This window comes from Marinobacter sp. H13 (assembly GCF_059072335.1).
This window is the reverse complement of sequence record NZ_JCACRU010000001.1, coordinates 2,027,915-2,053,178: the sequence shown is the minus strand read 5'-3', so window position 1 is coordinate 2,053,178 and position 25,264 is coordinate 2,027,915. Positions and strand designations below refer to the sequence as shown.

At 57.5% G+C, this 25,264-nt stretch carries 21 protein-coding genes; 19 read left to right on the top strand and 2 right to left on the bottom strand.

Going from position 1 to position 25,264, the window contains the following annotated elements; genetic code table 11:
* Positions 1-17: 17 nt before the first annotated feature.
* On the bottom strand, positions 18-1,838 hold the full coding sequence (locus tag AC5JQH_RS09540; RefSeq protein ID WP_493805974.1) for an acyl-CoA dehydrogenase C-terminal domain-containing protein: 1,821 nt from the start codon (positions 1,836-1,838) through the stop codon (positions 18-20).
* 247 nt (positions 1,839-2,085) lie between these two features.
* Between AC5JQH_RS09540 and AC5JQH_RS09535 the strand changes: the two genes are divergently transcribed.
* Genes AC5JQH_RS09535 through AC5JQH_RS09525 form a run of 3 tightly spaced genes read left to right on the top strand, consistent with a single transcriptional unit; the run spans position 2,086 to position 6,929 of the window.
* Positions 2,086-2,646, top strand: coding sequence for a DUF3833 domain-containing protein (locus AC5JQH_RS09535; protein WP_008172557.1), 561 nt, complete (start codon positions 2,086-2,088; stop codon positions 2,644-2,646).
* 38 nt (positions 2,647-2,684) lie between these two features.
* Positions 2,685-3,779, top strand: a complete 1,095-nt coding sequence (locus AC5JQH_RS09530; RefSeq protein WP_273157808.1) for an efflux RND transporter periplasmic adaptor subunit — start codon at positions 2,685-2,687, stop codon at positions 3,777-3,779.
* A gap of 3 nt (positions 3,780-3,782) precedes the next feature.
* Complete coding sequence (locus AC5JQH_RS09525; RefSeq protein ID WP_493805517.1) at positions 3,783-6,929, top strand: efflux RND transporter permease subunit; 3,147 nt, start codon at positions 3,783-3,785, stop codon at positions 6,927-6,929.
* Positions 6,930-6,941: 12 nt separating this feature from the next.
* Here AC5JQH_RS09525 and AC5JQH_RS09520 read toward each other — a convergent pair whose 3' ends face one another.
* On the bottom strand, positions 6,942-8,207 hold the full coding sequence (locus AC5JQH_RS09520) for an EAL domain-containing protein (RefSeq protein WP_493805516.1): 1,266 nt from the start codon (positions 8,205-8,207) through the stop codon (positions 6,942-6,944).
* A 228-nt stretch (positions 8,208-8,435) separates the two neighbouring features.
* On the opposite strand from AC5JQH_RS09520, the gene AC5JQH_RS09515 reads away from it, so the two are divergent.
* The 16 genes from AC5JQH_RS09515 (at position 8,436) to glmS (ending at position 25,191) form a co-directional block, all read left to right on the top strand.
* Complete coding sequence (locus AC5JQH_RS09515) at positions 8,436-9,734, top strand: MFS transporter (RefSeq protein WP_008172565.1); 1,299 nt, start codon at positions 8,436-8,438, stop codon at positions 9,732-9,734.
* 339 nt (positions 9,735-10,073) lie between these two features.
* Positions 10,074-11,960 carry a tRNA uridine-5-carboxymethylaminomethyl(34) synthesis enzyme MnmG gene (gene mnmG / locus AC5JQH_RS09510; protein WP_092030658.1) on the top strand — a complete coding sequence of 629 codons (1,887 nt, stop codon included), beginning with the start codon at positions 10,074-10,076 and terminating at the stop codon, positions 11,958-11,960.
* Between the two features lie 9 nt (positions 11,961-11,969).
* Positions 11,970-12,614: a 16S rRNA (guanine(527)-N(7))-methyltransferase RsmG gene (gene rsmG / locus AC5JQH_RS09505; RefSeq protein ID WP_008172570.1), complete on the top strand. Its 645-nt coding sequence runs from the start codon at positions 11,970-11,972 to the stop codon at positions 12,612-12,614.
* 50 nt (positions 12,615-12,664) lie between these two features.
* Complete coding sequence (locus AC5JQH_RS09500) at positions 12,665-13,459, top strand: ParA family protein (RefSeq protein ID WP_008172572.1); 795 nt, start codon at positions 12,665-12,667, stop codon at positions 13,457-13,459.
* Positions 13,460-13,519: 60 nt separating this feature from the next.
* Positions 13,520-14,395: a ParB/RepB/Spo0J family partition protein gene (locus AC5JQH_RS09495; RefSeq protein ID WP_039881967.1), complete on the top strand. Its 876-nt coding sequence runs from the start codon at positions 13,520-13,522 to the stop codon at positions 14,393-14,395.
* A 272-nt stretch (positions 14,396-14,667) separates the two neighbouring features.
* The gene (locus tag AC5JQH_RS09490; protein WP_008172578.1) at positions 14,668-15,066 is read left to right on the top strand and encodes a F0F1 ATP synthase subunit I; all 399 of its coding nucleotides are present in this window, start codon (positions 14,668-14,670) and stop codon (positions 15,064-15,066) included.
* Between the two features lie 19 nt (positions 15,067-15,085).
* Complete coding sequence (gene atpB / locus AC5JQH_RS09485; RefSeq protein ID WP_008172580.1) at positions 15,086-15,958, top strand: F0F1 ATP synthase subunit A; 873 nt, start codon at positions 15,086-15,088, stop codon at positions 15,956-15,958.
* Between the two features lie 74 nt (positions 15,959-16,032).
* Positions 16,033-16,290 carry a F0F1 ATP synthase subunit C gene (atpE, locus tag AC5JQH_RS09480; RefSeq protein WP_012138088.1) on the top strand — a complete coding sequence of 86 codons (258 nt, stop codon included), beginning with the start codon at positions 16,033-16,035 and terminating at the stop codon, positions 16,288-16,290.
* A gap of 69 nt (positions 16,291-16,359) precedes the next feature.
* Positions 16,360-16,830 (top strand): F0F1 ATP synthase subunit B, encoded by a 471-nt coding sequence (locus AC5JQH_RS09475; protein ID WP_482902258.1) that lies wholly within the window; start codon positions 16,360-16,362, stop codon positions 16,828-16,830.
* 15 nt (positions 16,831-16,845) lie between these two features.
* The gene (locus tag AC5JQH_RS09470; RefSeq protein ID WP_008172588.1) at positions 16,846-17,382 is read left to right on the top strand and encodes a F0F1 ATP synthase subunit delta; all 537 of its coding nucleotides are present in this window, start codon (positions 16,846-16,848) and stop codon (positions 17,380-17,382) included.
* Between the two features lie 28 nt (positions 17,383-17,410).
* Complete coding sequence (atpA, locus tag AC5JQH_RS09465) at positions 17,411-18,955, top strand: F0F1 ATP synthase subunit alpha (protein ID WP_008172590.1); 1,545 nt, start codon at positions 17,411-17,413, stop codon at positions 18,953-18,955.
* A gap of 75 nt (positions 18,956-19,030) precedes the next feature.
* Complete coding sequence (atpG, locus tag AC5JQH_RS09460) at positions 19,031-19,894, top strand: F0F1 ATP synthase subunit gamma (protein WP_008172593.1); 864 nt, start codon at positions 19,031-19,033, stop codon at positions 19,892-19,894.
* A gap of 55 nt (positions 19,895-19,949) precedes the next feature.
* On the top strand, positions 19,950-21,344 hold the full coding sequence (gene atpD, locus AC5JQH_RS09455) for a F0F1 ATP synthase subunit beta (RefSeq protein ID WP_008172594.1): 1,395 nt from the start codon (positions 19,950-19,952) through the stop codon (positions 21,342-21,344).
* Positions 21,345-21,391: 47 nt separating this feature from the next.
* Positions 21,392-21,814, top strand: coding sequence for a F0F1 ATP synthase subunit epsilon (locus AC5JQH_RS09450; RefSeq protein WP_008172596.1), 423 nt, complete (start codon positions 21,392-21,394; stop codon positions 21,812-21,814).
* A gap of 149 nt (positions 21,815-21,963) precedes the next feature.
* Complete coding sequence (gene glmU, locus AC5JQH_RS09445) at positions 21,964-23,328, top strand: bifunctional UDP-N-acetylglucosamine diphosphorylase/glucosamine-1-phosphate N-acetyltransferase GlmU (RefSeq protein ID WP_493805515.1); 1,365 nt, start codon at positions 21,964-21,966, stop codon at positions 23,326-23,328.
* 30 nt (positions 23,329-23,358) lie between these two features.
* Positions 23,359-25,191 (top strand): glutamine--fructose-6-phosphate transaminase (isomerizing), encoded by a 1,833-nt coding sequence (glmS, locus tag AC5JQH_RS09440; protein WP_008172600.1) that lies wholly within the window; start codon positions 23,359-23,361, stop codon positions 25,189-25,191.
* Positions 25,192-25,264 lie beyond the last annotated feature (73 nt).

Here is a 25,264-nt window from a genome sequence, read left to right as displayed (position 1 = left end):
CAGGTGTACCGGATACCCTACCCGGTGAAGGCCAGATCTTCGGCGTCGAGCTGCATCAGGTTTTTGCTGGGGCTGAGCATGCTGGTGGCGTGGCTCTGGGCCCGGGGCAGCAAACGTTCAAAATAGAACTCGGTGGTGGCGAGCTTGGCCTGGTAAAAGCCGGTGGATTCCTCACCACCGTTATCGAGTTTATCCACAGCCACCGCAGCCTGACGCAGCCAGATATAGGCCATGGTGACGTAGCCGCTATACATCAGGAAATCGTAGGATGCGGAACTCACCACATCGCGATCCTTGCGCGCCGCGAGCATGATACGGACGGTCAGCAGGTTCCATTGCCCGGTCAGCTTGAGCAGTTCCAGAGCCCAGGGCCGTAGCCGTTTATCGGTGAGATGCTTACGGGCAAAATTGGCAATGTTCAGGGTGAACTCGCGCACCGCGCCGCCCTGGGTCATCAGCAATACTTTTCGTCCCAGAAGGTCCAGCGCCTGGATACCGGTAGTGCCCTCGTACAGGGTGGCGATGCGGGTATCCCTGACAATCTGCTCCATGCCGTGTTCCCGGATGTAACCATGGCCGCCAAAGACCTGTACCCCCAGGTTGGCGGCTTCGCAACCGAGTTCGGTGAGAAAGCCCTTCAGTATCGGTGTAAGGAAGCCGAGCTTGTCGTCGTATTTGTCGGCCTTTTTCTGGTCGCCTTCGGTGAATCCTTCCACCATGTGGTCGGCCAGGCGGGCAGCGTAATACAGCATGGCCCGACCGCCTTCGGCGATGGCCTTCTGGGTCAGTAACATCCGGCGTACATCAGCATGATGGATCAGGCTGTCGGCGACCTGCTCCGGCTCTTTCTTGCCTGAGAGTGCCCGCATGGAGCGCCGATCTTTTGCATAGGCCAACGCCCACTGATAGGACAGCTCCGCCGGCCCGACGCCCTGAATGGCGGTGCCGATGCGGGCGGTGTTCATGAAAGTGAACATGCAATTGAGGCCTTCATTCTCGGGGCCAATGAGAAAACCGGTGGCGCCATCGAAATTCAGCACGCAGGTGGCCGAGGCCTTGATGCCCATTTTCTTTTCCAGGCTGCCGCAGACGACACCGTTGCGCTCACCGACATCGCCGTTACTGTCGGGCAGGAACTTGGGTACGATAAAAAGGCTGATACCCCGGGTGCCCTTGGGGGCGTCGGGCAGACGGGCCAGTACAATGTGGACAATGTTCTCGGTCAGGTCGTGGTCGCCAGAGGAGATGAAGATCTTGGTTCCGGTAAGCCGGTAGCTGCCGTCGGCCTGGGGTTCGGCTTTGGTCTTTACCTGGCCCAGATCGGTGCCACACTGGGGTTCGGTCAGGCACATGGTGCCGGCCCAGCGGCCCTCCGTCAGTGGCGCAAGGTAGGTCTGTTTCTGGTCTTCCGTACCATGAAGGAAAATCGTGTTCATGGCCCCCAGGGACAGCCCCGGATACATGGAGAAAGGCCAGTTGGCGGTACCCATCATTTCCTGTTTCAGCAGTCCCATGGACGCAGGAAGGCCCTGGCCGCCGTATTCCTCGGGCGCTGAGAGTCCCTGCCAGCCCCCCATGGCGTACTGCTGGTAGGCGTCCCGGTAACCGGCGGGTGTGGTGACTTCACCGTTGTCCAGTTTGCAGCCTTCTTCGTCGCCAGAGAGGTAAAGTGGGCTCAGCACCTCTTCACAAAACTTTCCGCATTCGCCGAGTATCGCGTCCACGATATCGGGCGTGGCGTTTTCACCGCTGGTCAGGGTGGCGTAATGACCCGGGTAATCGAACACCTCGTTCAGCAGGAATTTCATGTCGCGCAGGGGTGCTTTGTAAACCGGCATAGCGGAATCCTCTGTGTCTTTCTCAACAATCTTGGGTGGGCAACCACCGTTCGTTGCCTTGTGTTTTACGCCAATACCCGGGCACTGCCATTGACGAAAAGCACCGGGCAGACTGTCAGAATGGACAATTGGCCGAGATGACGTAGCAGAGATCGTGGATTCCGGGTAATGATCGCTAAAGAGGCTTTCGGCGTATTTCCTTGCGCCGAGGACCCCCACATATTCCTGTTCAGAGAGTGTAAAAGTCATGCAAAGCCTGTTTACTGAGATATCGAAACGCCTGTCGACACCTATACTCTGGGTATTGTTTTCGGCACTGCTGCTCAGTGGCTGTGCCAGTCCCTCGCTCGAGGACTACGCCGACCGCACGCCAGAACTGGTCCCTGAAGAGTTCTTTACCGGCGAACTTTCCGCCCGGGGGGTGGTCAAGAATTTTTCCGGTGAGGTGATTCGCACCTTTGATGCGGATATCAGCGCATCATGGGATGACGAGGGCGTGGGCACCCTGGATGAGGTGTTCCGTTTCGATGATGGGGAAGTGCAGACCCGCGTCTGGACCCTGACTCCCGCGGAAGACGGCTACCATGCTGACGCCGGTGACGTGGTTGAACCGGGAACCATGCGTTGGAGTGGCAATGCAATTCACATGAATTATGTGCTCCAGGTGGCCTATGGCGACGGTACCCTGGACGTACGCATGGATGACTGGATGTACCTGATTACGCCCGACACGTTGATCAATCAGACCACCATGAGCAAGTGGGGAATCGACGTGGGCGAGGTGGTTCTGGTCATCCAGAAAAAGTAACAGACGACTAACCTGACCCCGAAATACCTGGAAATCCTATGTGGAAACAGTGGTTGATTGCGTTGGTACTGGTGGCTGTCGCTATCGGCGGCGCCTTTGTGTATCAGAACTTCGATGATGGGACCGCCGCCCAGAGCGGCCGAGAACGCCCCGCCAGCGCCGTTAACACCATGCTTCCGCAGATGGAGGCAGTACGGGATGTGGTCAATGCCGTTGGCAGTCTCAAAGCCCTGAACGCGGTGGAACTGACCACGGAGGTCAGTGGCCGGGTGGTGGAATCGAATCTGGAAACCGGCCGCCGGGTGGGGCAGGGCGACGTCCTGTTGCGGCTTGATGATCGCCAGGCCCGGGCAGACCTGCAGGTGATCGAGGCGCAACTGGCGGATGCCCGCCGACAGCTTGAAAGGGCAGAGCGGTTGCGTTCGAACAACAGCATTTCCCAGTCCCAGGTGGATCAACTGAGAACGTCAGTCGATGTCGCCGAGGCTCAGCGCCAGTCAGCTCAAGTTCGTCTGGAAAACCACCGGATCGAGGCGCCGTTCGCCGGTGTGGTCGGGCTGAGTGACATCAGCGTCGGCGCCTATATTACTGCCGGGACCTCGGTGACTACTCTGGATACCACCGACCGTATGGAACTGGGCTTTTCGATCCCGGAGCGTTTCCTGGGGCAGGTGAGTCTCGGGCAAGAGGTAAGGGGCGCATCGCCGGCCTATCCGGACCAGACCTTTTCCGGTCAGCTGGTGGAGTTGGGTTCCAGGGTCAGTGAGTTGAGCCGTTCGCTGCCTGTCCGGGCACTGATCGATAACCCGGATGGTTTGCTCCGGCCGGGACAGTTCATGTCTGCGACGCTTACACTCCGGCAACGGCAGGCGCTGGTAATCCCCGAGCAGGCGGTGATGATCCGGGGTGATGAACAATATGTGTTTGTGGCTGAAGACGGTGTGGCCCGGCGTGTTTCGGTGAGCCTGGGCTCGCGCATGCCCGGTTTTGTGGAAGTTTCGAACGGTTTGAGCCAGGAAGACCCGGTGATCGTGACCGGTCAGGACCGGCTCAGCAGTGGGGACCGGGTTCGGGTATTGGAAGACGACAAAGCCATTCCCGAGAATCGTTTTATTACGGCCAGGGAGTCGTAACCGGTGGTCCTCTCCGACGTCTCCATCAAGCGGCCGGTGTTCGCTACGGTCCTCAGTCTTCTGATCGTTGTGTTCGGTCTGGCAGCCCTGATGGGCCTGCCGGTGCGCGAGTACCCGGATATTGACCCACCCGTTGTTTCCATCTCCACCGACTACACCGGCGCGGCGGCCGAGGTGGTAGACACCCAGATTACCCAGGTGATCGAGGGTGCCATCAGTGGCATTGAGGGTATTCGGTCGATCGAATCATCCACCGAGCAGGGCGAGTCCCGAACCAGTATTGAATTTACCACGGCGCGCGATGTGGATATTGCCGCCAATGATGTCCGCGATGCGGTGTCCCGGGTGGCGAACCAGCTGCCAGACGAAGCCGATCCACCGGTGGTGCGCAAGGCGGATTCCGATGCACGCCCGATGATGTGGGTGACCCTGCGCAGTGATGTCTGGGACAGTGCCGAATTGAGTGACTTTGCCGACCGGGTCCTGGCGGACAGGTTGTCGGTACTCGATGGTGTTGCCGACGTGCGTATTGGCGGCGAACGGCGCTATGCCATCCGGGTCTGGCTGGACCGCGAACGTCTTGCGGCCCGGGATATCACCGTGGCGGAAGTCGAACGGGCCCTGCGTGCCAACAACGTGGAGCTGCCGGCAGGATCGGTGGATTCGTCCACCCGGAATTTCACCGTGCGGGCCGAGGGCCGGCTGTCGAACGTGGAACAGTTCCGGGAGCTTGTGGTTCGCCGGGATGGTAATGATCTGTTGCGCCTGGGTGAGGTGGCCAATGTCCAGATGGGTGTGGAGTCGGATGTGAGCCGCCTGCGCGCCAATGGCCAGACCGCCATCGGCATGGGGATTATCCGCCAGTCCAAGGCCAACACCGTTGCGGTTTCCGATGCCGTCCGCGCCGAGCTGGAGAAGATCCGGGAGACACTGCCACCGGAAGTCACCATCGCGGAAAGCTACGACGAATCCATTTTCATCCGGGCTTCCATCAAGGAAGTGGTCACCACGCTCGCCATTGCGGTGTCCCTGGTTATCCTGGTTATCTTCCTGTTCCTGCGCTCCTGGCGGGCGACCCTCATTCCCGCGGTGACCATTCCGGTTGCGGTGATTGGTGCCTTTATCGGTCTCGGCTTCCTGGGTTTTTCCATCAACGTACTGACCCTGCTGGCGGTGATTCTTGCCATCGGCCTGGTGGTGGACGATGCCATCGTGATGCTGGAAAACATCCAGCGCCGGATTGACGAGGGTGAGCCCCCGTTGCTTGCCGCCTACCGGGGCGCGAAGCAGGTTGCCTTCGCCGTGATTGCGACCACTCTGACCCTGGTGGCGGTGTTCGTTCCCATCTCCTTCATGGGCGGCAACATTGGCCGGTTGTTTGCCGAATTCGGCTTTACCCTGGCGGCGGCAGTGGTGTTTTCCAGCCTCGTGGCCCTGACCCTGGCGCCGATGCTGTGTTCCAAGTGGCTCAGGCACAGCCCAGAATCGGCAGAAGGTCATCGTCTCTGGGCCGCCAGTGAAAAGGTCCTGAATGGCCTGACCAATGGTTACCGCAGGCTGTTGGAGTTTTCCCTGAGGCAGCCGGGCTTGTTACTGGGACTTGGACTTGTCGGGCTGGTCATTGCCGCCGTGGTGTATCCGAAATTGCCTCAGGAGCTGGCGCCTACCGAAGACCGTGCAGTGATCATCATGCCCACCAGCGCGCCCCGTGGCTCAACGGTGGAATACACCGACCACTACGTTCGGCAGGTGGAAGAAACACTGCTCCCGTATCTGGACGAGGGGATAGCCAACCGTTTGCTTGCTATCGTCGGATTCCGCAATGAAGAGGACAACGCGTTCATGATCATGGGCCTGGTACCCTGGGAAGAGCGGGATATCAAGCAGCAGGAGGTGACCAGCGAAATCCGCAGGAAGTTGGCTGATGTGTCCGGCATCCGGACCGTGGCCGTCAATCCGGCGGGTCTGGGCCAAAGGGGTTTCAGCCAGGCGATCGAGTTCGTGGTGGCTGGTCCGGACTATGAGTCGGTTCAGGCCTGGAGCCAGGAGATCGTGGAGCGCGCCAAGGAAAACCCGAATCTCCAGAACCTGGATACTGATTTCGAGCTGACCCGGCCGGAACTTCGGGTGAACATCGACCGGGAACGGGCCGCGGATCTGGATATCACGGTAGAAGACGTGGGCCTCACCTTGCAGACCATGCTGGCTTCCCGGCAGGTAACGACTTACATCGATCGAGGCCGCGAATACGATGTAATCATTCAGGCGGAAGATGCCAACCGGGCAACGCCCGAAGACCTCGGCCAGATTTTCCTGCGGCCCCGGGAGGGCGGTAACCTGATCCCATTGCAGGCACTGGTTTCCGTGCAGGAGATCGGCGCCAACCCGGACCTCCGCCGCATCGACCGCCTGCCCGCTGTGGTGATCAGTGCGTCTATGGCGGATGGTTACGACCTGGGTTCGGCATTGACCTACCTGAACAATCTGGCTGTGGATAACCTGCCGCCGGAAGCCCGCATTAGTTACAAAGGCCTGAGCCGGGAATTCCAGGAATCCTCGGCGGCAATCTACGTTACCTTTGCGCTGGCTTTCGTCATCGTGTTCCTGGTGTTGGCAGCCCAGTTTGAAAGCTGGATCCATCCGCTGATCATCATGTTGTCGGTGCCGCTGGCGGTAACCGGGGCTCTCCTGGCGCTCTGGTGGACGGGTATCAGTCTGAACATCTACAGCCAGATCGGCATCATCATGTTGCTGGGGTTGATGGCGAAGAACGGGATACTGATCGTGGAGTTCGCCAATCAGCTCCGGGACAAAGGCTACGAGGTGCGAGAGGCGATTCTCGAAGGCGCCTGTCTGCGTTTCCGTCCGGTACTGATGACCACCATATCAACGATTTTCGGTGCCGTGCCCCTGGTGATTGCCACCGGCGCCGGAGCCGAGAGCCGGGAGTCGATTGGTATGGTCATTCTGGGCGGGCTGATCTTCGCCACCACGCTGACCCTGTTCATCATTCCGGTGCTCTACAACCTGTTGGCCCGGTTTGCCAAGTCTTCCAATGCGGTGGAAAAAGAACTGGAACGTCAGGCGTCCGGACAGGCGGGTGGCACTGGATTGGCCGCCGCGCCACAGAAACGCGCCGACGATTTCTGACTGACCGGATGATTACAGGGTGGCCGGGAACTCCAGCTGGCCGCCAAATATCTCATCCGGATGTATGTCGAGGCAGAAGACCTGTTGCCCCGGCAGCATTGTTGAGAGGGTGACGGTACGTTTTGCATCCGGCAGACCGACATAGGGCCGACAGCTGCTGATGTGCTGGGGCCGTTCCAGGGCATTCCGGAAGTACTCCCGGTGGGTCCATTGAGCGCCGGCGGAATGATACAGCGGATTGAACTTTCCGCGATGAATGTCCGGATTGGCGCGGGCAAGGTTGCCTTGCTGAATGCCCTGGGGATTCAGCAGGAAGCAGCGTTTCACGCCATCCACTTCCAACAGCTTGTTGCAGGCGGTGCTGAACGGCAACTCCCGGCTCAGGGAATGGCAGGCTTCGAGAATTTCGAAACGCAGAAGGCGGAAATAACTCTCCTGATCGCGTATGTCCTGGGCTGATGACTCGCTGGAATCGGCAATGATGCGTTTTAGCGCCTGTTCGGTCAGCTCCGGCTCGTGTTGTTTCAGGTTGGACGGCCTTGCGAACAGGAAACCCTGCAGAAGATCGGCCTCCGTTTGCAGGGCAATGTGAGCCTGGTTGTGGTTCTCGATCCCTTCCAGAAGCACGAGGCTGCCGCTTTCGCGGATCATCTTTACCAGACTCTCCAGCAGCATTCGGGCGCGACTGTTGTTCTCGGCGTTTACCAATAGGCTCCGGTCGAGTTTCACAATGAGCGGATTGATGCGCCACAGGCGCTCAAAATTGGAATCGCCCATACCGAAATCGTCGATAGCGATCTGAAAGCCGTGTGCTTTGGCCTTGAGGATGAATTCCAGAAGTGCGGCCGGGTTGTCTGATGCTGTTTCGACCAGTTCCAGAACCACTTTCTCGGGATCTATTCCGCTACGCTGGCATTGCAGAGCAAGCTTCTCCAGGGAAGCTTCCGGATGGATGCAGGTACCGGGATTGATATTCAGGAACAGCCAGACGGCCTGGGAGCTGGCCGCAAAGTTGTCCAGGTGAAGCTGCAACAGGTGCCGATCCAGCTCCGGTGTCTGGTTGTTTTTTTCGGCCTGTTCGAAAAGCGTAAACGGAGAGATGCTCTCATTGTTCTTTCTGACCCGGACCAATGCCTCGTAGCCAACCAGTTTTCGATGGGTTGGGCTCAGGATCGGCTGGTAAACAGAACTGAAATCATAGTCGTCGATGATCTTGGGAGTCCTGGATATTTCGGCTCCGCGATAGATGCGCCTTGGAAGTCGGACTACGCTGCTCATGGTCAGGAACCTTTATAGTGCCAATAATCCAGCCATCCTGGCCTGATAAAATAGTGTCTGAACAAGGAGATCAAGCGAATTGCGTACCAGACGGCCAAAAATCAAGCGTTTAACTAAGCTTAACCCCGTCAAATAAATGAACATGATTGCCGCTTTCTACGCTACCGCACCGGATCCGGGCAGATTTTCGGTCGCAATGCCGGCAACGCACCAAAACAGGGTTTCTTGATGCCATCGAAAAGTCAGTTCCGTTTGCTTGGCCAACGCCGGTTCCTGCCGTTTTATCTGACCCAGTTCTCTGGCGCCTTCAACGACAATCTGTTCAAGAACGCGCTGCTGCTGCTGATCACCTACAGTGCCGGCGGTCTGATGGGGTTGTCGGTGAATGTGGTGGTTAACCTGGCCGCTTTCCTCTTCATACTGCCGTTTTTCCTGTTTTCGGGTATTGCCGGCGAGATGGCGGATCGTTACGAAAAATCCCGGATTATCCGGAATGTGAAGCTGGCGGAAATTGTCATCATGGCCGTTGCCGCACTCGGACTGTGGTTCGGCTGGTACGAGTTGTTGCTGGTTCTGCTGTTCCTGATGGGTACCCAGTCCACGTTCTTCGGTCCGGTGAAATACGCGATCCTGCCCCAGGTGCTGGCGGACGATGAGCTGGTGGGCGGCAATGGCCTGGTTGGTATGGGCACGTTTGTGGCGATTCTTCTGGGCACCATTGCGGCAGGGCTTTTGATGGGCTTTGAGATGGCCGCCCGGCTGACGGCGGTTGCCGTTTTTGTCATGGCGGTGTTCGGCTATCTGGCGGCGCGTCAGGTTCCGGTGACCGAATCCGATGGTTCCGGTGTCAATGTCCGTTTTCGCCCGGTGCTCGAAACCTGGAAACTGATGGCTCTGGCGGCCGAGCGCCGGCAGGTGTTGCTGGCGGTGCTGACGATCTCCTGGTTCTGGTTCCTCGGAGCCGCCTATCTGACCCAGTTTCCCAATTTTGCCCGCACCAACCTCCTGGGTGACGAGACCGTGGTGACCCTGTTATTGGCCATGTTCACGATCGGCATTTCTATCGGCTCCATGATGTGCGAGCGACTCACCAAACACCGCATTACCCTGTCACCCGTGCCCTGGGGCGCCCTGGGGTTGAGCCTGTTCGGAATAGACCTGTATTTTGCGGTGCCGGATGATCCCATGGCCTCCACCTGGTGGACCCTGTTGACCGATCCTGTCTATCTGAGGGTTTTGATGGATCTGGTCGGTATCGGGATTTGCGGCGGTCTTTTCATCGTGCCTCTGTACGCCTTTATCCAGCACGAAACGCCACGGACCAAACGTGCCCGTATCATTGCTGCGCTGAATGTCATTAATGCGTTGTTCATGGTGGTGAGTGCCCTGGCCGGAATTGTGGTGCTTGGTGTATTGGAGGTAAGCATTCCGGGGTTTTTCCTCCTGCTCTCGCTCCTGAACGGGTTGGTATTGCTGGTGGTCTGGCGGCTTCGACGAAAAACAGCCGGCAGTTCTGTGGATAATTAGTTGGACAACCTACGGAAAGCCTCTGGATTACTTTCTGTAAAATAAAATAAAACAATAGCTTAGGTGTTTTTTTAGGGTGATTAATAAGTAGTCTTGCATGTGGATAACTTTCTTGAAAACTTTTCTGAGAAGAGTGATCCAAACCCATGAAAAGCCGTAGGTTTCGGTTTTCCACTATCCATTTAACGCTCGGAAAAGTCCCCTTTGAGCCCTGACCAGGCCACTGCCGCTTTCAACGTAGTTCGTCTCTGGTTAAAATTTGCACATCCTGACTGCAATTTCCCGGGTGAAGCGTTATACTCGCCGCCCGATTTTATCCCCCGATTTCCGAGGTGAGCTGTGGATTTTCCGACCCGTTTCGATGTCATTGTCATTGGTGGTGGCCATGCCGGTACCGAGGCCGCGCTGGCGGCTGCGCGCATGGGTTCCCAGACCCTGCTGCTGACCCACAACATTGAGACCCTGGGCCAGATGTCCTGCAACCCGGCCATCGGCGGTATTGGTAAAAGCCATCTAGTGAAAGAAATCGATGCGCTTGGCGGTGCCATGGCCGAGGCCACGGACAAGGCTGGCATCCAGTTCCGGGTCCTTAACAGTCGCAAGGGACCGGCCGTGCGCGCCACCCGTGCCCAGGCTGACCGTGTGCTTTACAAAGCCGCCATCCGCCATACCCTGGAAAGCCAGCCAAACCTGACACTGTTCCAGCAGGCGGCGGACGATCTGATTGTGGAAAACGACCAGGTGACCGGTGTCGTGACCCAGACCGGTATTCGCTTCAACGCCAGGACCGTGGTGCTTACCACCGGTACTTTTCTGGGCGGTGTTATTCACATTGGTATGCAGCACCATGCCGGCGGCCGTGCCGGTGATGCGCCGGCCAATGCCCTGGCACAGCGCTTGCGGGAACTGCCGTTCAACGTTGGTCGCCTGAAAACCGGCACGCCGCCTCGCATCGACGCCCGGTCTGTGGATTTCTCGGTGATGCAGGAGCAGTGGGGGGATGACCCCACCCCGGTGATGTCCTTCATCGGCAGCCGTAGCCAGCATCCGGAACAGGTGTGCTGCTACGTGACCCGGACTACCGAACAGACCCACGATATTATCCGCAGCGGTTTCGACCGTTCGCCGATGTTTGCCGGCAGCATCGAAGGTGTGGGCCCCCGCTACTGCCCGTCGATTGAGGATAAGGTAAACCGCTTTGCCGACAAGGATTCACACCAGATCTTTGTAGAACCGGAAGGCCTGACCACCAACGAGCTCTACCCGAACGGGATTTCCACCAGCCTGCCGTTTGATATCCAGTTGGCGGCGGTGCGTTCGATTCCCGGTTTTGAAAATGCCCATATCACCCGGCCGGGTTACGCCATCGAATACGACTACCTGAATCCGCAGGACCTGCGCCATACCCTGGAAACCAAGTTTATCCAGGGCCTGTATTTTGCCGGCCAGATCAACGGCACCACCGGCTATGAAGAAGCGGGCGCCCAGGGCCTGCTGGCCGGGATCAACGCTGCCCTGCGGTCGCAGGAAAAAGACGAGTGGTACCCGCGCCGGGACGAGGCTTACCTGGGTGTGCTGGTGGATGACCTGATCACCATGGGCACGTCCGAGCCCTATCGCATGTTTACCAGCCGCGCCGAGTATCGCCTCATCCTGCGCGAGGACAATGCCGATCTGCGTCTGACCGAAACCGGTCGTAAGCTCGGCCTGGTTAATGATGAGCGCTGGCAGAAGTTCAATGACAAGCGCGAGGCGATCGCTACCGAGCGTAGCCGCCTCGAGGTCACCCGGATTCATCCGAATACCGAGGCCGGTGAGCGCGCCAACGGCTTTCTCAAGCAGCCGATGACCCGTGATCAGTCCCTGGCAGAGCTGCTGCGCCGGCCCGAGATTGTCTACAGCCACATTGCCGAGATCGGTGCCGAGAAAGCGGAAGATCCGGTGGTCGCGGATCAGGTGGAAATCGAGATCAAGTACGAGGGTTATATTTCCCGTCAGACGGACGAGATTGAGCGGCTCCGTAAAAACGAGAACACCGCCCTGCCGGTGGATCTGGATTATGACGTCATCGGCGGCCTGTCCAACGAGATCAAGCAGAAGCTCAAGACCGTGCGGCCGGAAACCGTGGCTCAGGCCTCACGTATCCAGGGTGTGACCCCGGCGGCGGTGAGCCAGATCCTGGTGCACCTGAAAAAGCGCGACCTGCTGCGCAAACAGTCGGCCTGATCCGCGCCCATGACCAAGTCACTCTGGCACGGCCAACTCCGGGATGGACTGGCCACGATGGGCCTGTCCCTGGATGAGGATCGGCAGGAAAAGCTGCTGGCTTTTCTGGGCCTGCTTAACAAGTGGAACCGGGCTTACAACCTCACTGCTGTACGTGATGAGCGTGTGATGGTGTCCCGGCAACTGCTCGACAGCCTGAGCATTCTGCCGTGGGTAACGACGGACCATCTTCTGGATGTGGGCGCCGGCGGCGGTCTGCCCGGTATTCCCCTGGCGATCGCCCTGCCCGAGAAGCGCTTTACCCTGCTCGACAGCAACGGCAAGAAGACCCGCTTTCTCAACCAGTGTGTGCTGGAGCTCGGCCTGAAAAATGTCGAGGTTGTCCACGGGCGCGCGGAAGATTGCAATCCTCCGGAACCCTTCAGCCAGATCAGCAGCCGAGCCTTTACCGCGCTCGAGAATCTGGTGAGCTGGTGCGGTGATCTGTTGGCAAATGAGGGTGAGTTCCTTGCCATGAAAGGTCAGTTTCCGGATGATGAAGTGTCTGCCCTTCCGGCTGGCTGGCAGGTAACATCCAGCCATTCCCTGGACGTACCGGGCGCCGATGGCGACCGCCATCTGCTGGTGATCGCCCGGACCGTGAATTCCCGGTAGTTTGGCAGTCCGATTTCTGAACCGGTAACCCATAAACAAGGAGGCAGGACATGGCGCGCGTGATTGCAGTGACCAATCAGAAAGGCGGTGTGGGCAAAACCACCACCTGCGTCAACCTTGCTGCCTCCCTGGCCGCCACCAAGCGTCGGGTGCTGCTGGTGGATATGGATCCCCAGGGCAACGCCACCATGGGCAGCGGTGTGGATAAAAACGCCCTGGAACTGTCTGGCTACGACATGCTGACCAAGCGCGCCAGCGCCGCCGAGGTGATCATTCCCGCCGAGGCTTCCGGCTTCGATATCCTTCCGGCCAACGGTGACCTGACGGCGGCCGAAGTGGAACTGATGAACGAGATCGGTCGCGAACACCGCCTGAGACTGGCGTTGAACACCGTTCGTGATAATTACGATTATATCCTCATCGATTGCCCGCCGTCGCTCAGCCTGTTGACGGTGAATGCCCTGTCGGCGGCAGACTCTGTGCTGATTCCAATGCAGTGCGAGTACTACGCCCTTGAGGGGTTAGCGGCGCTGATGAACACCGTTGAGCAGATTCAGGAAACGGTCAATCCGAATCTGCAGGTGGAAGGCATTCTGCGCACCATGTACGACCCTCGCAACAGCCTTACCCTGGACGTTTCCGGCCAGCTGAGCGAGTACTTTGGCGACAAGGTGTATCGTGCAGTGATTCCCCGCAATGTCCGTCTGGCCGAGGCCCCCAGCTATGGGGTTCCGGCCCTGAAATACGACCGCGCCTCCAAGGGTGCGATCGCCTACCTGGCCCTGGCCGGTGAAATGGTACGCCGCCACGGTTCAAAAAAGACATCCGCGCCGGTTGCGGTGTAACATACCGCCCTGTCACTCACTTAAGCACAACGATATTCAACGGGAAGAATGACTGACACCATGGCGGCGAAGAAACGAGGTTTGGGTGAACGCGGACTGGGCGCCCTGCTGGCGGGCTCCAAGGTCAATCTTGACCAGGAGCTGAAAGACCACGACGGTGAGCTCCGCGAAGTTCCCATTGATCTGATCCAGCGCGGCCGGTACCAACCCCGGCGCGACATGGACCCCGCCGCCCTGCAGGAACTGGCGGATTCCATCCGCCAACAAGGCGTGATGCAGCCGGTGGTGGTTCGTCCCATCGCTGAAGGACGTTACGAGCTGATCGCCGGTGAGCGCCGCTGGCGGGCCACCCAGATGGCCGGCCTGGACAGCATCCCTGCCATCATCCGGGATGTCCCCGATGAAGCCGCCATCGCCATGGCGCTGATCGAGAACATCCAGCGTGAGAACCTCAATCCTATTGAGGAAGCTTTCGCTCTTCAGCGCCTGCAGGACGAGTTTGGCCTGACCCAGGCCCAGGTGGCCGAAGCCGTGGGCAAATCCCGTACGACTATTACCAACCTGCTTCGACTGATCGGTTTGTCCGAAGACGTTCGTATTATGCTCGAGCATGGCGATCTGGAAATGGGCCACGGCCGGGCAATGCTGACCCTGGCGCCAGAACTGCAGATGCAGGTGGCCAAACAGGTGGTGGCCAAATCCCTGTCGGTTCGCCAAACTGAAGCCCTGGTTCGGCGGGTGCAACAGGAAACACCGGACAGCAAATCCCGGAAAAAGGGAGTGGTGGACCCCAACATTCGCGCGCTTCAGGATGATCTGGCGGAGCGATTGGGTGCACGAGTGTCGATCGATCATGGCCAGCGTGGCAAAGGCAAGCTGGTGATCGAGTACAGTTCCCTTGACGAACTCGACGGCATACTGGGCCACATCAAATAAAATCGTCGGGGTTTTGTGCGTCGTCCGACCCCCCTACGAAAGTTCGTATCTGGTTACGTACACAACATGTAGTGGTGAAAAACTGAACGGCCGTCTATTTGTGACGAAAATTGCCAAAACCCAGTTATTACGCCGCTTTTGACGGATCAGCCGGTTCCCGGTTTTGTTGATTCGTGCACATTGAACACATATAATCTGCGGCGCTCGTGTCGGTGTATTTGCTTACTTTTTAAACGACATCGACCGAAAAGCACCGTACTTCCGGAACGAACATGACGAAGGCAGCTTCAGGCGGCATTGGCCGTCCACCCATCGCACGATGGTTTGTTATAGAGAGTGTGGTACTTGTCTTCGTCAGCCTGGCGTTTCTCTTGCGAGGCGAGGTTTCCGGTTATTCAGCGCTGCTGGGTGGACTTATCTTTCTGATCCCCCATGGTTATTTTGCGCTCAAGGCATTCCGCTACGCCGGCGCGCGGTCTGCCAAGAAGATCATGACGTCTTTTTATCAGGGTGAGGCCGGCAAGCTCATCCTGTGCGCCATCCTCTTCACGATGGTGTTCAAATGGATTCAGCCGCTTGATATTGCGGCACTTTTTTTAACATTTGCGATCATGCTGGTCACCAACTGGTTGACACCGCTTCTGGCGGGCAGCAATACGCAGCAAAGCTAACTGGACCTGGGAAACCGTTATGGCAGGAAGTGCATCCGAATATATCCAGCATCACCTCCAGAACCTCACCTACGGTAAACTTCCGGCAGGCTATGAGCGTGCCGACGGTACCGTACTTCAAGATGCAACCTGGACGCTGGCTCACACCGGCAGGGAAGCATCCGACATGGGCTTCTGGGCTCTGCACATCGATTCACTGGGCTGGGCAGTCGCCCTCGGTGCCCTGTTCCTGTTTATTTTCCGCTTGGCCGCCAAGCGCGCCACCTCAGACCAGCCCGGCGGGCTCCAGAACTTTGTTGAAGTGATGGTTGAGTTTGTCGATCAGAGCGTCAAGGAAACCTTCCACGGCAAGAACAAGGTGATTGCGCCGCTGTCGCTGACCATCTTCTGCTGGGTATTCCTGATGAACCTGATGGACCTGGTGCCCGTGGACTTCCTGCCCCAGCTGTTCCACCTGATGGGTCTGGAATACATGAAGGTCGTTCCGACTACGGATGTAAACGTAACTCTGGGCATGTCCCTGTCCGTATTCGCTCTGATCATCTATTACAGCCTGAAAGTGAAGGGCGTGGGTGGCTTCGTTGGTGAGCTGACCCTGCACCCCTTCTCTTCAGACAACCTGTTCCTGAAGATTTTGCTTGTCCCGATCAACTTCCTGCTGGAAGGCGTGAGCCTGATCGCCAAGCCGATCTCACTGGCGCTGCGTCTGTTCGGTAACCTGTACGCAGGCGAGCTGATCTTTATCCTGATTGCACTGCTGCCGTTCTGGGCACAGTGGGCACTGTCTGTACCCTGGGCGATTTTCCACATTCTGGTTATCACCCTGCAGGCATTCATCTTTATGATGTTGACGATCGTGTACCTGAGCATGGCTCACGAAGACAGTCACTGATCGGACACCATTAAGCCGTAGTTCTAAACCTAAACCCTTAAACTGAAAAACCTAACTGAAAACTGGGAGTTATCATGGAAACTGTAGTTGGAATGACCGCTATTGCCGTTGCACTGCTGATTGGCCTGGGTGCCCTGGGTACTGCGATTGGCTTTGGTATCCTCGGTGGCAAGTTCCTGGAAGGCGCTGCGCGTCAGCCGGAAATGACCCCGATGCTGCAGGTTAAAATGTTCATCGTTGCAGGTCTGCTGGACGCCGTAACCATGATCGGTGTTGGTATCGCACTGTTCTTCACTTTCGCCAACCCGTTTGTCGGCCAGATCGCCGGTTAATCGAGTCGCCAGAGCCGGGGTTTTGCCCCGGTCAGATGATTCTTAACAAAACAGGCGAGAGGTGAAGACGTGAACATTAATTTGACGATGATTGGTCAAGCCATCGCGTTCTTTATCTTTGTCGTCTTCTGCATGAAGTACGTGTGGCCGCCAATCATGGCCGCACTGCAGGAGCGTCAAAAGAAGATCGCTGACGGACTGGCTGCCTCAGACCGCGCTGCGCGCGATCTGGAACTGGCTCAGGAAAAGTCAGCTCAGGAACTGCGTGAAGCCAAGCAGCAAGCTGCTGGTCTGATTGAACAGGCCAACAAGCGCGCGGCCCAGATTGTGGAAGCATCCAAGGATGACGCCCGCAAGGAAGGCCAGAAGCTGATTGAGCAGGCCAAGGCCGAAATTGAACAGGAGCGGAATCAGGCTCGTGACGCTTTGCGTGCAGAAATTGCCAGCATTGCCGTTGCCGGTGCCGAGAAGATCCTGGAAACCTCTGTCGATGCCTCCAAGCACAACCAGATGTTGGAAAAACTGGCGGCAGAACTTTAAACGACGAGGTTCATCATGGCAGAACTGAGAACGCTGGCCCGTCCCTACGCAAAGGCAGCATTTAGTGCCGCTCAGGAGCATGAACAGCTGGCTGAGTGGTCCAAGGTGCTGACGATCGCCGGGCAGGTCACCGCGAACAAAGACATTCGACAGCTTCTCGCGAATCCGGGTCTGGAAGAGCAGAAGAAGGCTGAACTGATTCTGGAGGTCGCTGAAGATGGCGTCACCGATCAGGTCCGCAACTTTTTCGCTGTACTGGCTGAAAACCGCCGGCTGACTCTTCTTCCTGAGATTGCAGCGCTCTTCAACACGTACCGGGCTGATCTGGAGCGCACTGTTGATATCGAAGTTACCGCGGCTTTCGAGCTGACGGACGAACAGCAACAGAAGCTCGCCCAGGCACTTTCGAAGAAACTCGAGCGGCAAGTGTCACTCGCAGCGTCATTGGACAAGTCTCTGATTGGCGGCGTGATTATTCGCACCGGCGATCTGGTCATTGACGCATCTGTACGCGGAAAGCTGACCAAGCTGGCCGACGCTCTGGGCTCCTGATTTCAGCACAAGGTTTGAGGATATTGGCATGCAGCAACTGAATCCATCCGAGATCAGTGACATCATCAAGAAGAGAATCGAGAAACTCGACATCTCTTCCGAAGCAAAGAACGAAGGTACGATCCTGTCGGTATCCGACGGTATCGTGCTGATCCACGGTCTGGCCGACGTTATGTACGGCGAGATGATTGAATTTGCCAACGGCACGTTCGGCATGGCTCTGAACCTGGAGCGTGATTCCGTTGGTGCGGTTGTGCTGGGTGACTACGAAGATCTGGCTGAAGGCCAGAAAGTTCGTTGCACCGGCCGCATCCTGGAAGTACCGGTTGGTCCGGAACTGATGGGCCGTGTGGTCGACGCTCTGGGTAACCCCATCGACGGCAAGGGCGACCTCGGTACCGACCTGACCTCTCCGGTCGAAAAGGTTGCACCGGGTGTTATCGCTCGTCAGTCCGTTGATGAGCCGGTTCAGACTGGTCTGAAGGCAATCGACACCATGGTGCCGATCGGTCGCGGCCAGCGTGAGCTGATCATCGGTGACCGTCAGATCGGTAAGACCGCTGTCGCCATCGACGCGATCATTAACCAGAAAGACACCGGCATCAAGTGTATCTACGTTGCCGTCGGTCAGAAGCAGTCTTCCATTGCCGCCGTTGTGCGCAAGCTGGAAGAGCACGGTGCCATGGATCACACCATCGTGGTTGCCGCCGGTGCCGCCGATCCTGCAGCGATGCAGTTCCTGGCTCCGTACTCCGGTACCTCCATGGGTGAATACTTCCGTGACCGTGGTGAAGACGCCCTGATCATCTATGATGATCTGTCCAAGCAGGCTGTGGCTTACCGCCAGATCTCCCTGCTGCTGCGTCGTCCGCCAGGCCGTGAAGCATACCCGGGTGACGTATTCTACCTGCACTCCCGTCTGCTGGAGCGTGCGTCCCGTGTTAACGCTGATTACGTTGAGCAGCTGACCAACGGTGAAGTGAAAGGCCAGACCGGTTCCCTGACCGCTCTGCCGATCATTGAAACCCAGGCTGGTGACGTATCCGCGTTCGTACCGACCAACGTAATCTCCATTACCGACGGTCAGATCTTCCTGGAAACCAACCTGTTCAACTCCGGTATCCGTCCGGCGATGAACGCCGGTATCTCCGTATCCCGGGTAGGTGGTTCGGCCCAGACCAAGATCATGAAGAAGCTCGGCGGTAACATCCGTCTGGCTCTGGCCCAGTATCGTGAACTGGCAGCTTTCGCACAGTTTGCTTCCGACCTCGACGAAGCAACCCGTCAGCAGCTTGAGCACGGTCAGCGTGTAACGGAACTCATGAAGCAGAACCAGTACAGCCCGATGTCTGTGGCTGAAATGGGTACGGTTCTGTTCGCAGCCAACGAAGGCTTCCTGGACGACGTTGATGTCGACAAGGTAGTGAAGTTTGAAGCGCAGATGCTCGACTGGATGCGCTCCGAGCAGAAAGACCTCCTCGACAAGATCAACGAGAAAGGCGATTACAACGACGAAATCGCTGCCGGCCTCAAAGCTGCACTTGAGAAATTCAAGACCACTCAGAGCTGGTAAGAAAACGGGCCTGCGGCAATTGTCGCGGGCCGCTTTTCGTAGCAACGAGTGTCTAACTTGAGAAGGCAGTGAGTTATGGCCGTCGGCAAAGAAATACGTAACCAGATTTCAAGCATCAAGAGCACGCAGAAAATCACCAGCGCCATGGAAATGGTGGCTGCGAGTAAAATGCGTAAGGCTCAGGAACGCATGCAGGCAACTCGCCCGTATGCCGACAAGATGCGTCAGGTGATCGGGCACATTGCCAAGGCGAATGCTCAGTACAAGCACCCGTTCATGGTCGAGCGCGAGGTCAAGCGCGTGGGCTATATCGTGGTGTCAACTGATCGTGGCCTCTGTGGTGGTCTGAACATCAACCTGTTCAAAGCGCTTGTCCGTGAAATGAAAGCGTGGAAAGAAAAAGGAGTGGAAACCGATCTGTGCGCCATCGGGCAGAAAGGGGCTTCCTTTTTCCGGAGCTACGGCGGCAATGTCGTCGCGGCGCTGACCCATCTGGGGGACAGCCCGAGCTCTGAAAAACTCATCGGCAACGTCAAGGTTATGCTGGATGCGTTCTCGGAAGGCAAGATCGACCGTCTTTATGTGGTCAGCAACGAGTTCGTCAACACCATGACCCAAAGCCCGAAGGTGGAGCAGCTTCTGCCCCTGCCTGAGAGCGAAGACGAAGAAGAGATCAAGAACCAGTGGGATTATCTCTACGAGCCCGATGCCAGGCAGATCCTCGATGGCCTTCTGCCACGTTTTATTGAATCCCAGGTGTACCAGGGTGTGGTAGAAAATCTGGCATGTGAACAGGCAGCCCGGATGATCGCCATGAAGAGCGCAACTGATAACGCCGGTAGCATTATCGACGAGCTTCAGTTGGCTTATAACAAGGCGCGTCAGGCAGCCATTACCCAAGAGATATCGGAGATTGTGAGCGGCGCCGCTTCGGTCTGATCCGACCCACAATCCAACTGGTTTTATTGACTATCAAGATAACGAGGAACCGAGCATGAGTAGCGGACAAATCGTTCAGATCATTGGCGCGGTTATCGACGTGGAATTCCCACGTGACTCCGTACCCAAAGTATATGACGCACTGCTGCTTGAAGGTGGCGAAACAACTCTGGAAGTCCAGCAGCAGCTGGGTGACGGCATTGTTCGTACCATCGCCATGGGCAGCACCGAAGGCCTGAAGCGTGGCCTGAAAGCAGAAAACACCGGCAACCCGATTTCGGTACCGGTTGGTACCCAGACTCTGGGCCGTATCATGGACGTTCTGGGTCGTCCCATCGACGAAGCCGGCGAGATCGGCGAAGAAGAGCGTTGGGCGATTCACCGTAAGGCACCGGGCTATGCCGATCAGGCAGCGTCTGCGGACCTGCTGGAAACCGGCATCAAGGTTATCGACCTGATCTGCCCGTTCGCCAAGGGTGGTAAGGTTGGCCTGTTCGGTGGTGCCGGTGTTGGTAAAACCGTAAACATGATGGAGCTGATCAACAACATCGCGAAAGAGCACTCCGGTCTCTCCGTATTCGCAGGTGTTGGTGAGCGGACCCGGGAAGGTAACGACTTCTACTACGAAATGAAGGAGTCCAACGTTCTCGATAAGGTTGCCATGGTTTACGGCCAGATGAATGAGCCCCCCGGAAACCGTCTGCGTGTGGCCCTGACCGGTCTCACCATGGCCGAGAAGTTCCGGGACGAAGGTCGTGACGTACTGTTGTTCGTCGACAACATCTACCGTTACACCCTGGCAGGTACCGAAGTATCCGCACTGCTCGGCCGTATGCCGTCTGCGGTAGGTTACCAGCCGACTCTGGCTGAAGAGATGGGTCAGCTGCAGGAGCGTATTACCTCCACCAAGAACGGTTCCATCACGTCCATCCAGGCGGTATACGTACCGGCGGATGACTTGACTGACCCGTCGCCTGCAACCACCTTCTCGCACCTGGATGCTACCGTTGTACTGAGCCGTGACATCGCTTCCAAGGGTATCTACCCGGCGATCGATCCGCTGGATTCCACCTCTCGTCAGCTGGATCCGCTGATCATCGGTCAGGAGCATTACGAAGTGGCCCGTGGCGTGCAGACCAACCTGCAGCGCTACAAGGAGCTGAAAGACATCATCGCCATCCTGGGTATGGATGAACTGTCAGAAGAAGACAAGCTGACTGTAGCCCGTGCCCGTAAGATCGAGCGTTTTCTGTCCCAGCCGTTCCACGTTGCTGAAGTATTCACCGGTTCCCCCGGTAAGTACGTTTCCCTCAAGGAAACCATCAGCAGCTTTAAGGGCATCCTGAATGGCGACTATGATGAACTGCCCGAGCAGGCGTTCTACATGGTTGGTACCATTGAGGAAGCGGTCGAGAAAGCGAAGGAAATGAAGAGCAAGGCAAAGAGCTAATCTGAGCCGACGCATTTGTTTCCGGATCGATCAAAGAGGCAACTGACATGGGTATGACCGTGCATTGTGATGTGGTAAGTGCCGAAACAAAGATCTATTCCGGATTGGTGGAAATGCTGATCGCAGCGGGCTCTGAAGGTGACCTGGGTATTGCCCCGGGTCACACCCCGCTGCTGACCCAGCTGAAGCCGGGCCCTATTCGGATTATCAAGCAGGGCGGTGAGGAAGAAATTCTTTACGTGTCCGGCGGGTATCTGGAAGTCCAGCCCAATCTGGTGACTTTGTTGGCGGATACCGCTGTTCGTGCAAAGGATGTGGACGAAGCAGCCGCGCTCGAAGCTCAGAAAGAAGCCGAGAAAGCACTTGCCAACAAGACTGGTGAATTCGAGTACTCCCGTGCCGCTGCAGAGCTGGCCGAGGCTGTTGCCCAGCTTCGTACCATCCAGCAGCTGCGTAACAAAATGCGCTAAGCATTTCCGTTTCGGGTTTGCCGAACACCGAAGCCGCATCCTGAGCGGCTGGAAGACCAACGTGTTGCGTTGGCTGTCCGGCCCTGAAGGGTGCGGTTTTTTTATTTTCAGCATTTAGAGAGTAAACACTCCGGGAGCCTGACTTTTCCATGAGCCCGCTACACGTCGTCATTCTGGCCGCTGGCCAGGGTTCCAGAATGAAATCCGCACTGCCAAAGGTGCTGCACCCGATTGCCGGCCACCCTATGCTTCATCACGTGATCGACACCGCCAAACAGCTTGGCGCCGAGAGGATCCATACGGTCATAGGTCATGGTGCTGACAAGGTTCGGGAAACCACCGATGAGGCCTCGGTAAACTGGGTCACCCAGAGTGAGCAGTTGGGTACCGGCCACGCTGTGGCTCAGGCCCTGCCGGATCTTCCCGATGACGCCCGTGTTCTTGTGCTTTACGGCGATGTGCCTCTGACTCGTCATGAGACACTCGATGGATTGGTCGGGACACTTGATGACCACACCCTGGGTTTGTTGACCGTCACCATGGACAATCCCCAGGGATACGGACGGATTGTCCGGAATGCTGATGGCGACGTGCAGTCGATCGTCGAGCAGAAAGACGCCTCCGCCGAGCAGCAGCAGATCCGCGAGGTGAACACCGGGATTCTGGCGGTGTCGGCGAAACACCTGAAAACCTGGTTGCCGACGCTCTCCAACAGCAACGCCCAAGGCGAATATTATCTTACCGACATCATTGCCATGGCGGTGGAACAGGGTCTCCGTATTGCGGTGTCCCAGCCGGAGAATCCCTATGAAGTGCAGGGAGTCAACAATCGCCTGCAACTGGCTGAACTGGAACGCTGGTTCCAGCGCCAGCAGGCTGACCGGCTGATGACAGAAGGAGCGACACTCGCGGATCCCGCCCGAATAGATGTCCGTGGCGAGCTGAGTATCGGCAATGACCTCTGGATTGATGTGAACGTGGTGTTCGAGGGCAAGGTCAGCCTTGGCAGTAATGTATCCATTGGCCCTGGTTGCGTCATCAAGGACGCCACCATTGCAGATGGCGCGGAGATCAAGGCCAACAGCGTGATTGAAGGGGCCGTAATTGGCGCCAGCGCCCAAATCGGGCCGTTTGCACGTATCCGGCCGGGCACGGAACTGGCGGCCAACACCAAAGTGGGCAACTTCGTGGAAACCAAAAAGGCCATTGTGGGTGAGGGCAGCAAGATCAACCATCTCAGCTATGTGGGTGATGCCTCACTGGGCCGTAATGTGAATGTGGGTGCAGGAACCATCACCTGTAATTATGATGGTGTGAACAAGTACCGGACGGTGCTCGGCGATGGTGTTTTCGTAGGTTCTAATTGTTCGCTGGTCGCCCCGGTTACCGTTGCGGCCGAGGCCACCATTGGCGCAGGATCGACCATAACTCGCGACGTTGCCGACCACGAGTTGGCTGTCGCACGGGGCCGGCAGCGCAATATCGCCGGTTGGGAAAAGCCGAAGAAACACTGATACAAACGATCAACAGACAGGTAGAACAGCATGTGTGGAATTGTAGGCGCGGTTTCGGAAAGGGACGTTCAGGGTATCCTTCTTGAGGGTCTGCGCCGTCTGGAATACCGGGGATATGATTCGGCCGGTATGGCTGTAATCGGTGGCGACCACAGTGTCCAGCGCGCTCGGGAAGTGGGTAAAGTTGCCGCACTCAGCGATGCCATGGAAGCAAACCCTCTCGCGGGCCACCTGGGCATTGCCCATACCCGCTGGGCAACCCATGGCGAGCCCTCTCAGATCAACGCCCATCCGCACATGTCCGGCGACCGGCTGGCTATTGTCCACAACGGGATCATCGAAAACTATCAGGAGCTGCGTGAAGAATTGCGGGCTGACGGTTTCGAGTTTACGTCCCAGACCGATACCGAAGTCGTCGCGCACCTGATTGAGAAACACTACCGCACACTGGGTAATCTCCATGATTCCGTGCGTTCGGCGATCGCCCGTTTGCGTGGAGCCTATGCCCTGGCGGTGGTACACGCCGACGAACCGGAGCACCTCGTGGTATGCCGTGAGGGCAGCCCCCTGGTCATTGGTGTGGGTATTGGCGAAAACTTCATCGCGTCTGACCAGCTGGCGCTGCTGCCAGTGACCGACCGGTTCATGTTCCTGGAAGAAGGCGATATCGCCGATATCCGAAAGGACGCCATTGCCATACTCGATCGCGATGGCAGCCCCGTCGAGCGGGAGGTAACCCGCTTTGAGCACGGCACCGACTCGGCGGATAAGGGCGAGTACCGTCACTTCATGCTCAAGGAAATCTACGAGCAGCCGAAAGTGATCAAGGCCACCATGGAAGGCCGGGTCACCAAAACCCGGGTGCTGGAACAGGCCCTGGGTACCGAGGCTGCGAACCTCCTTGAGAACGTTCGTCATGTCCAGATCATTGCCTGTGGCACCAGTTACCATGCCGGTATGGTGGCCCGTTACTGGATTGAGGAGCTGGCGGGCGTTGCCTGTTCCGTCGAGGTGGCTTCCGAATTCCGCTATCGCAAACACGTGATCCAGCAGGACACCCTGTTCCTCTGTATTTCCCAGTCCGGCGAAACCGCCGATACCCTGGCGGCCCTGCGTCAGGCGAAAAAAGCGGGTTTCCGGGCAGCATTGGCCATCTGTAACGTGCCGGGCAGTTCCCTGGTTCGCGAATCCGACCTGGTGATCATGACCCAGGCGGGGCCGGAAATCGGCGTGGCCTCTACCAAGGCGTTCACCACCCAGCTCACGGCTTTGCTGATCTTTACCCTGGCCCTGGCCCGTCATAATGGGCTGCCCGAGGAGCAGGAAGCTGAAATCGTCGAGGCTCTTCACCTCGTGCCTGGCCAGGTCAGCGATGTGCTGGCCCTGGATGGCGAGATCGCCGAGATGTCCAAGGCATTCATGGATAAGAACCACAGCCTGTTCCTGGGGCGCGGTTCCCAGTTCCCGGTGGCTCTTGAAGGTGCCCTCAAGCTCAAGGAAATCTCCTACATCCACGCCGAGGCCTATCCTGCCGGCGAGCTCAAGCACGGCCCCCTGGCCCTGGTTGACAGCGAAATGCCGGTTGTCACTGTCGCTCCCAACAATGACCTGGTTGAGAAGCTGAAATCCAACCTGGAAGAGGTCCGGGCCCGCGGCGGCGAGCTATTTGTCTTCGCCGATAAAAAGGCCGACGTCAAAGCGGAAGAGGGTCTGCACGTGATGCAGATTCCGTCCGTGCATCCGATTACCGCGCCGATCGTGTACACCGTGCCACTGCAGTTGCTGTCCTACCATGTGGCCGTGTTGAAGGGTACCGATGTGGACCAGCCGCGGAACCTGGCCAAGAGTGTCACTGTAGAGTAGCCCCGCAGGCCAGCAAGGCCTTGATCACAGAATAAACGTTTTCTTGTATTTCACGATAATGATAACTATTATC

Bases quoted from the DNA above. Each gene is read 5' to 3' on its own strand.
- AC5JQH_RS09540 (WP_493805974.1), bottom strand. From the start codon at position 1,838: ATGCCGGTTTACAAAGCACCCCTGCGCGACATGAAATTCCTGCTGAAC.
- AC5JQH_RS09535 (WP_008172557.1), top strand. From the start codon at position 2,086: ATGCAAAGCCTGTTTACTGAGATATCGAAACGCCTGTCGACACCTATA.
- AC5JQH_RS09530 (WP_273157808.1), top strand. From the start codon at position 2,685: ATGTGGAAACAGTGGTTGATTGCGTTGGTACTGGTGGCTGTCGCTATC.
- AC5JQH_RS09520 (WP_493805516.1), bottom strand. From the start codon at position 8,207: ATGAGCAGCGTAGTCCGACTTCCAAGGCGCATCTATCGCGGAGCCGAA.
- AC5JQH_RS09515 (WP_008172565.1), top strand. From the start codon at position 8,436: ATGCCATCGAAAAGTCAGTTCCGTTTGCTTGGCCAACGCCGGTTCCTG.
- rsmG (WP_008172570.1), top strand. From the start codon at position 11,970: ATGACCAAGTCACTCTGGCACGGCCAACTCCGGGATGGACTGGCCACG.
- AC5JQH_RS09500 (WP_008172572.1), top strand. From the start codon at position 12,665: ATGGCGCGCGTGATTGCAGTGACCAATCAGAAAGGCGGTGTGGGCAAA.
- AC5JQH_RS09495 (WP_039881967.1), top strand. From the start codon at position 13,520: ATGGCGGCGAAGAAACGAGGTTTGGGTGAACGCGGACTGGGCGCCCTG.
- AC5JQH_RS09490 (WP_008172578.1), top strand. From the start codon at position 14,668: ATGACGAAGGCAGCTTCAGGCGGCATTGGCCGTCCACCCATCGCACGA.
- atpB (WP_008172580.1), top strand. From the start codon at position 15,086: ATGGCAGGAAGTGCATCCGAATATATCCAGCATCACCTCCAGAACCTC.
- atpE (WP_012138088.1), top strand. From the start codon at position 16,033: ATGGAAACTGTAGTTGGAATGACCGCTATTGCCGTTGCACTGCTGATT.
- AC5JQH_RS09470 (WP_008172588.1), top strand. From the start codon at position 16,846: ATGGCAGAACTGAGAACGCTGGCCCGTCCCTACGCAAAGGCAGCATTT.
- atpA (WP_008172590.1), top strand. From the start codon at position 17,411: ATGCAGCAACTGAATCCATCCGAGATCAGTGACATCATCAAGAAGAGA.
- atpG (WP_008172593.1), top strand. From the start codon at position 19,031: ATGGCCGTCGGCAAAGAAATACGTAACCAGATTTCAAGCATCAAGAGC.
- atpD (WP_008172594.1), top strand. From the start codon at position 19,950: ATGAGTAGCGGACAAATCGTTCAGATCATTGGCGCGGTTATCGACGTG.
- AC5JQH_RS09450 (WP_008172596.1), top strand. From the start codon at position 21,392: ATGGGTATGACCGTGCATTGTGATGTGGTAAGTGCCGAAACAAAGATC.
- glmU (WP_493805515.1), top strand. From the start codon at position 21,964: ATGAGCCCGCTACACGTCGTCATTCTGGCCGCTGGCCAGGGTTCCAGA.
- glmS (WP_008172600.1), top strand. From the start codon at position 23,359: ATGTGTGGAATTGTAGGCGCGGTTTCGGAAAGGGACGTTCAGGGTATC.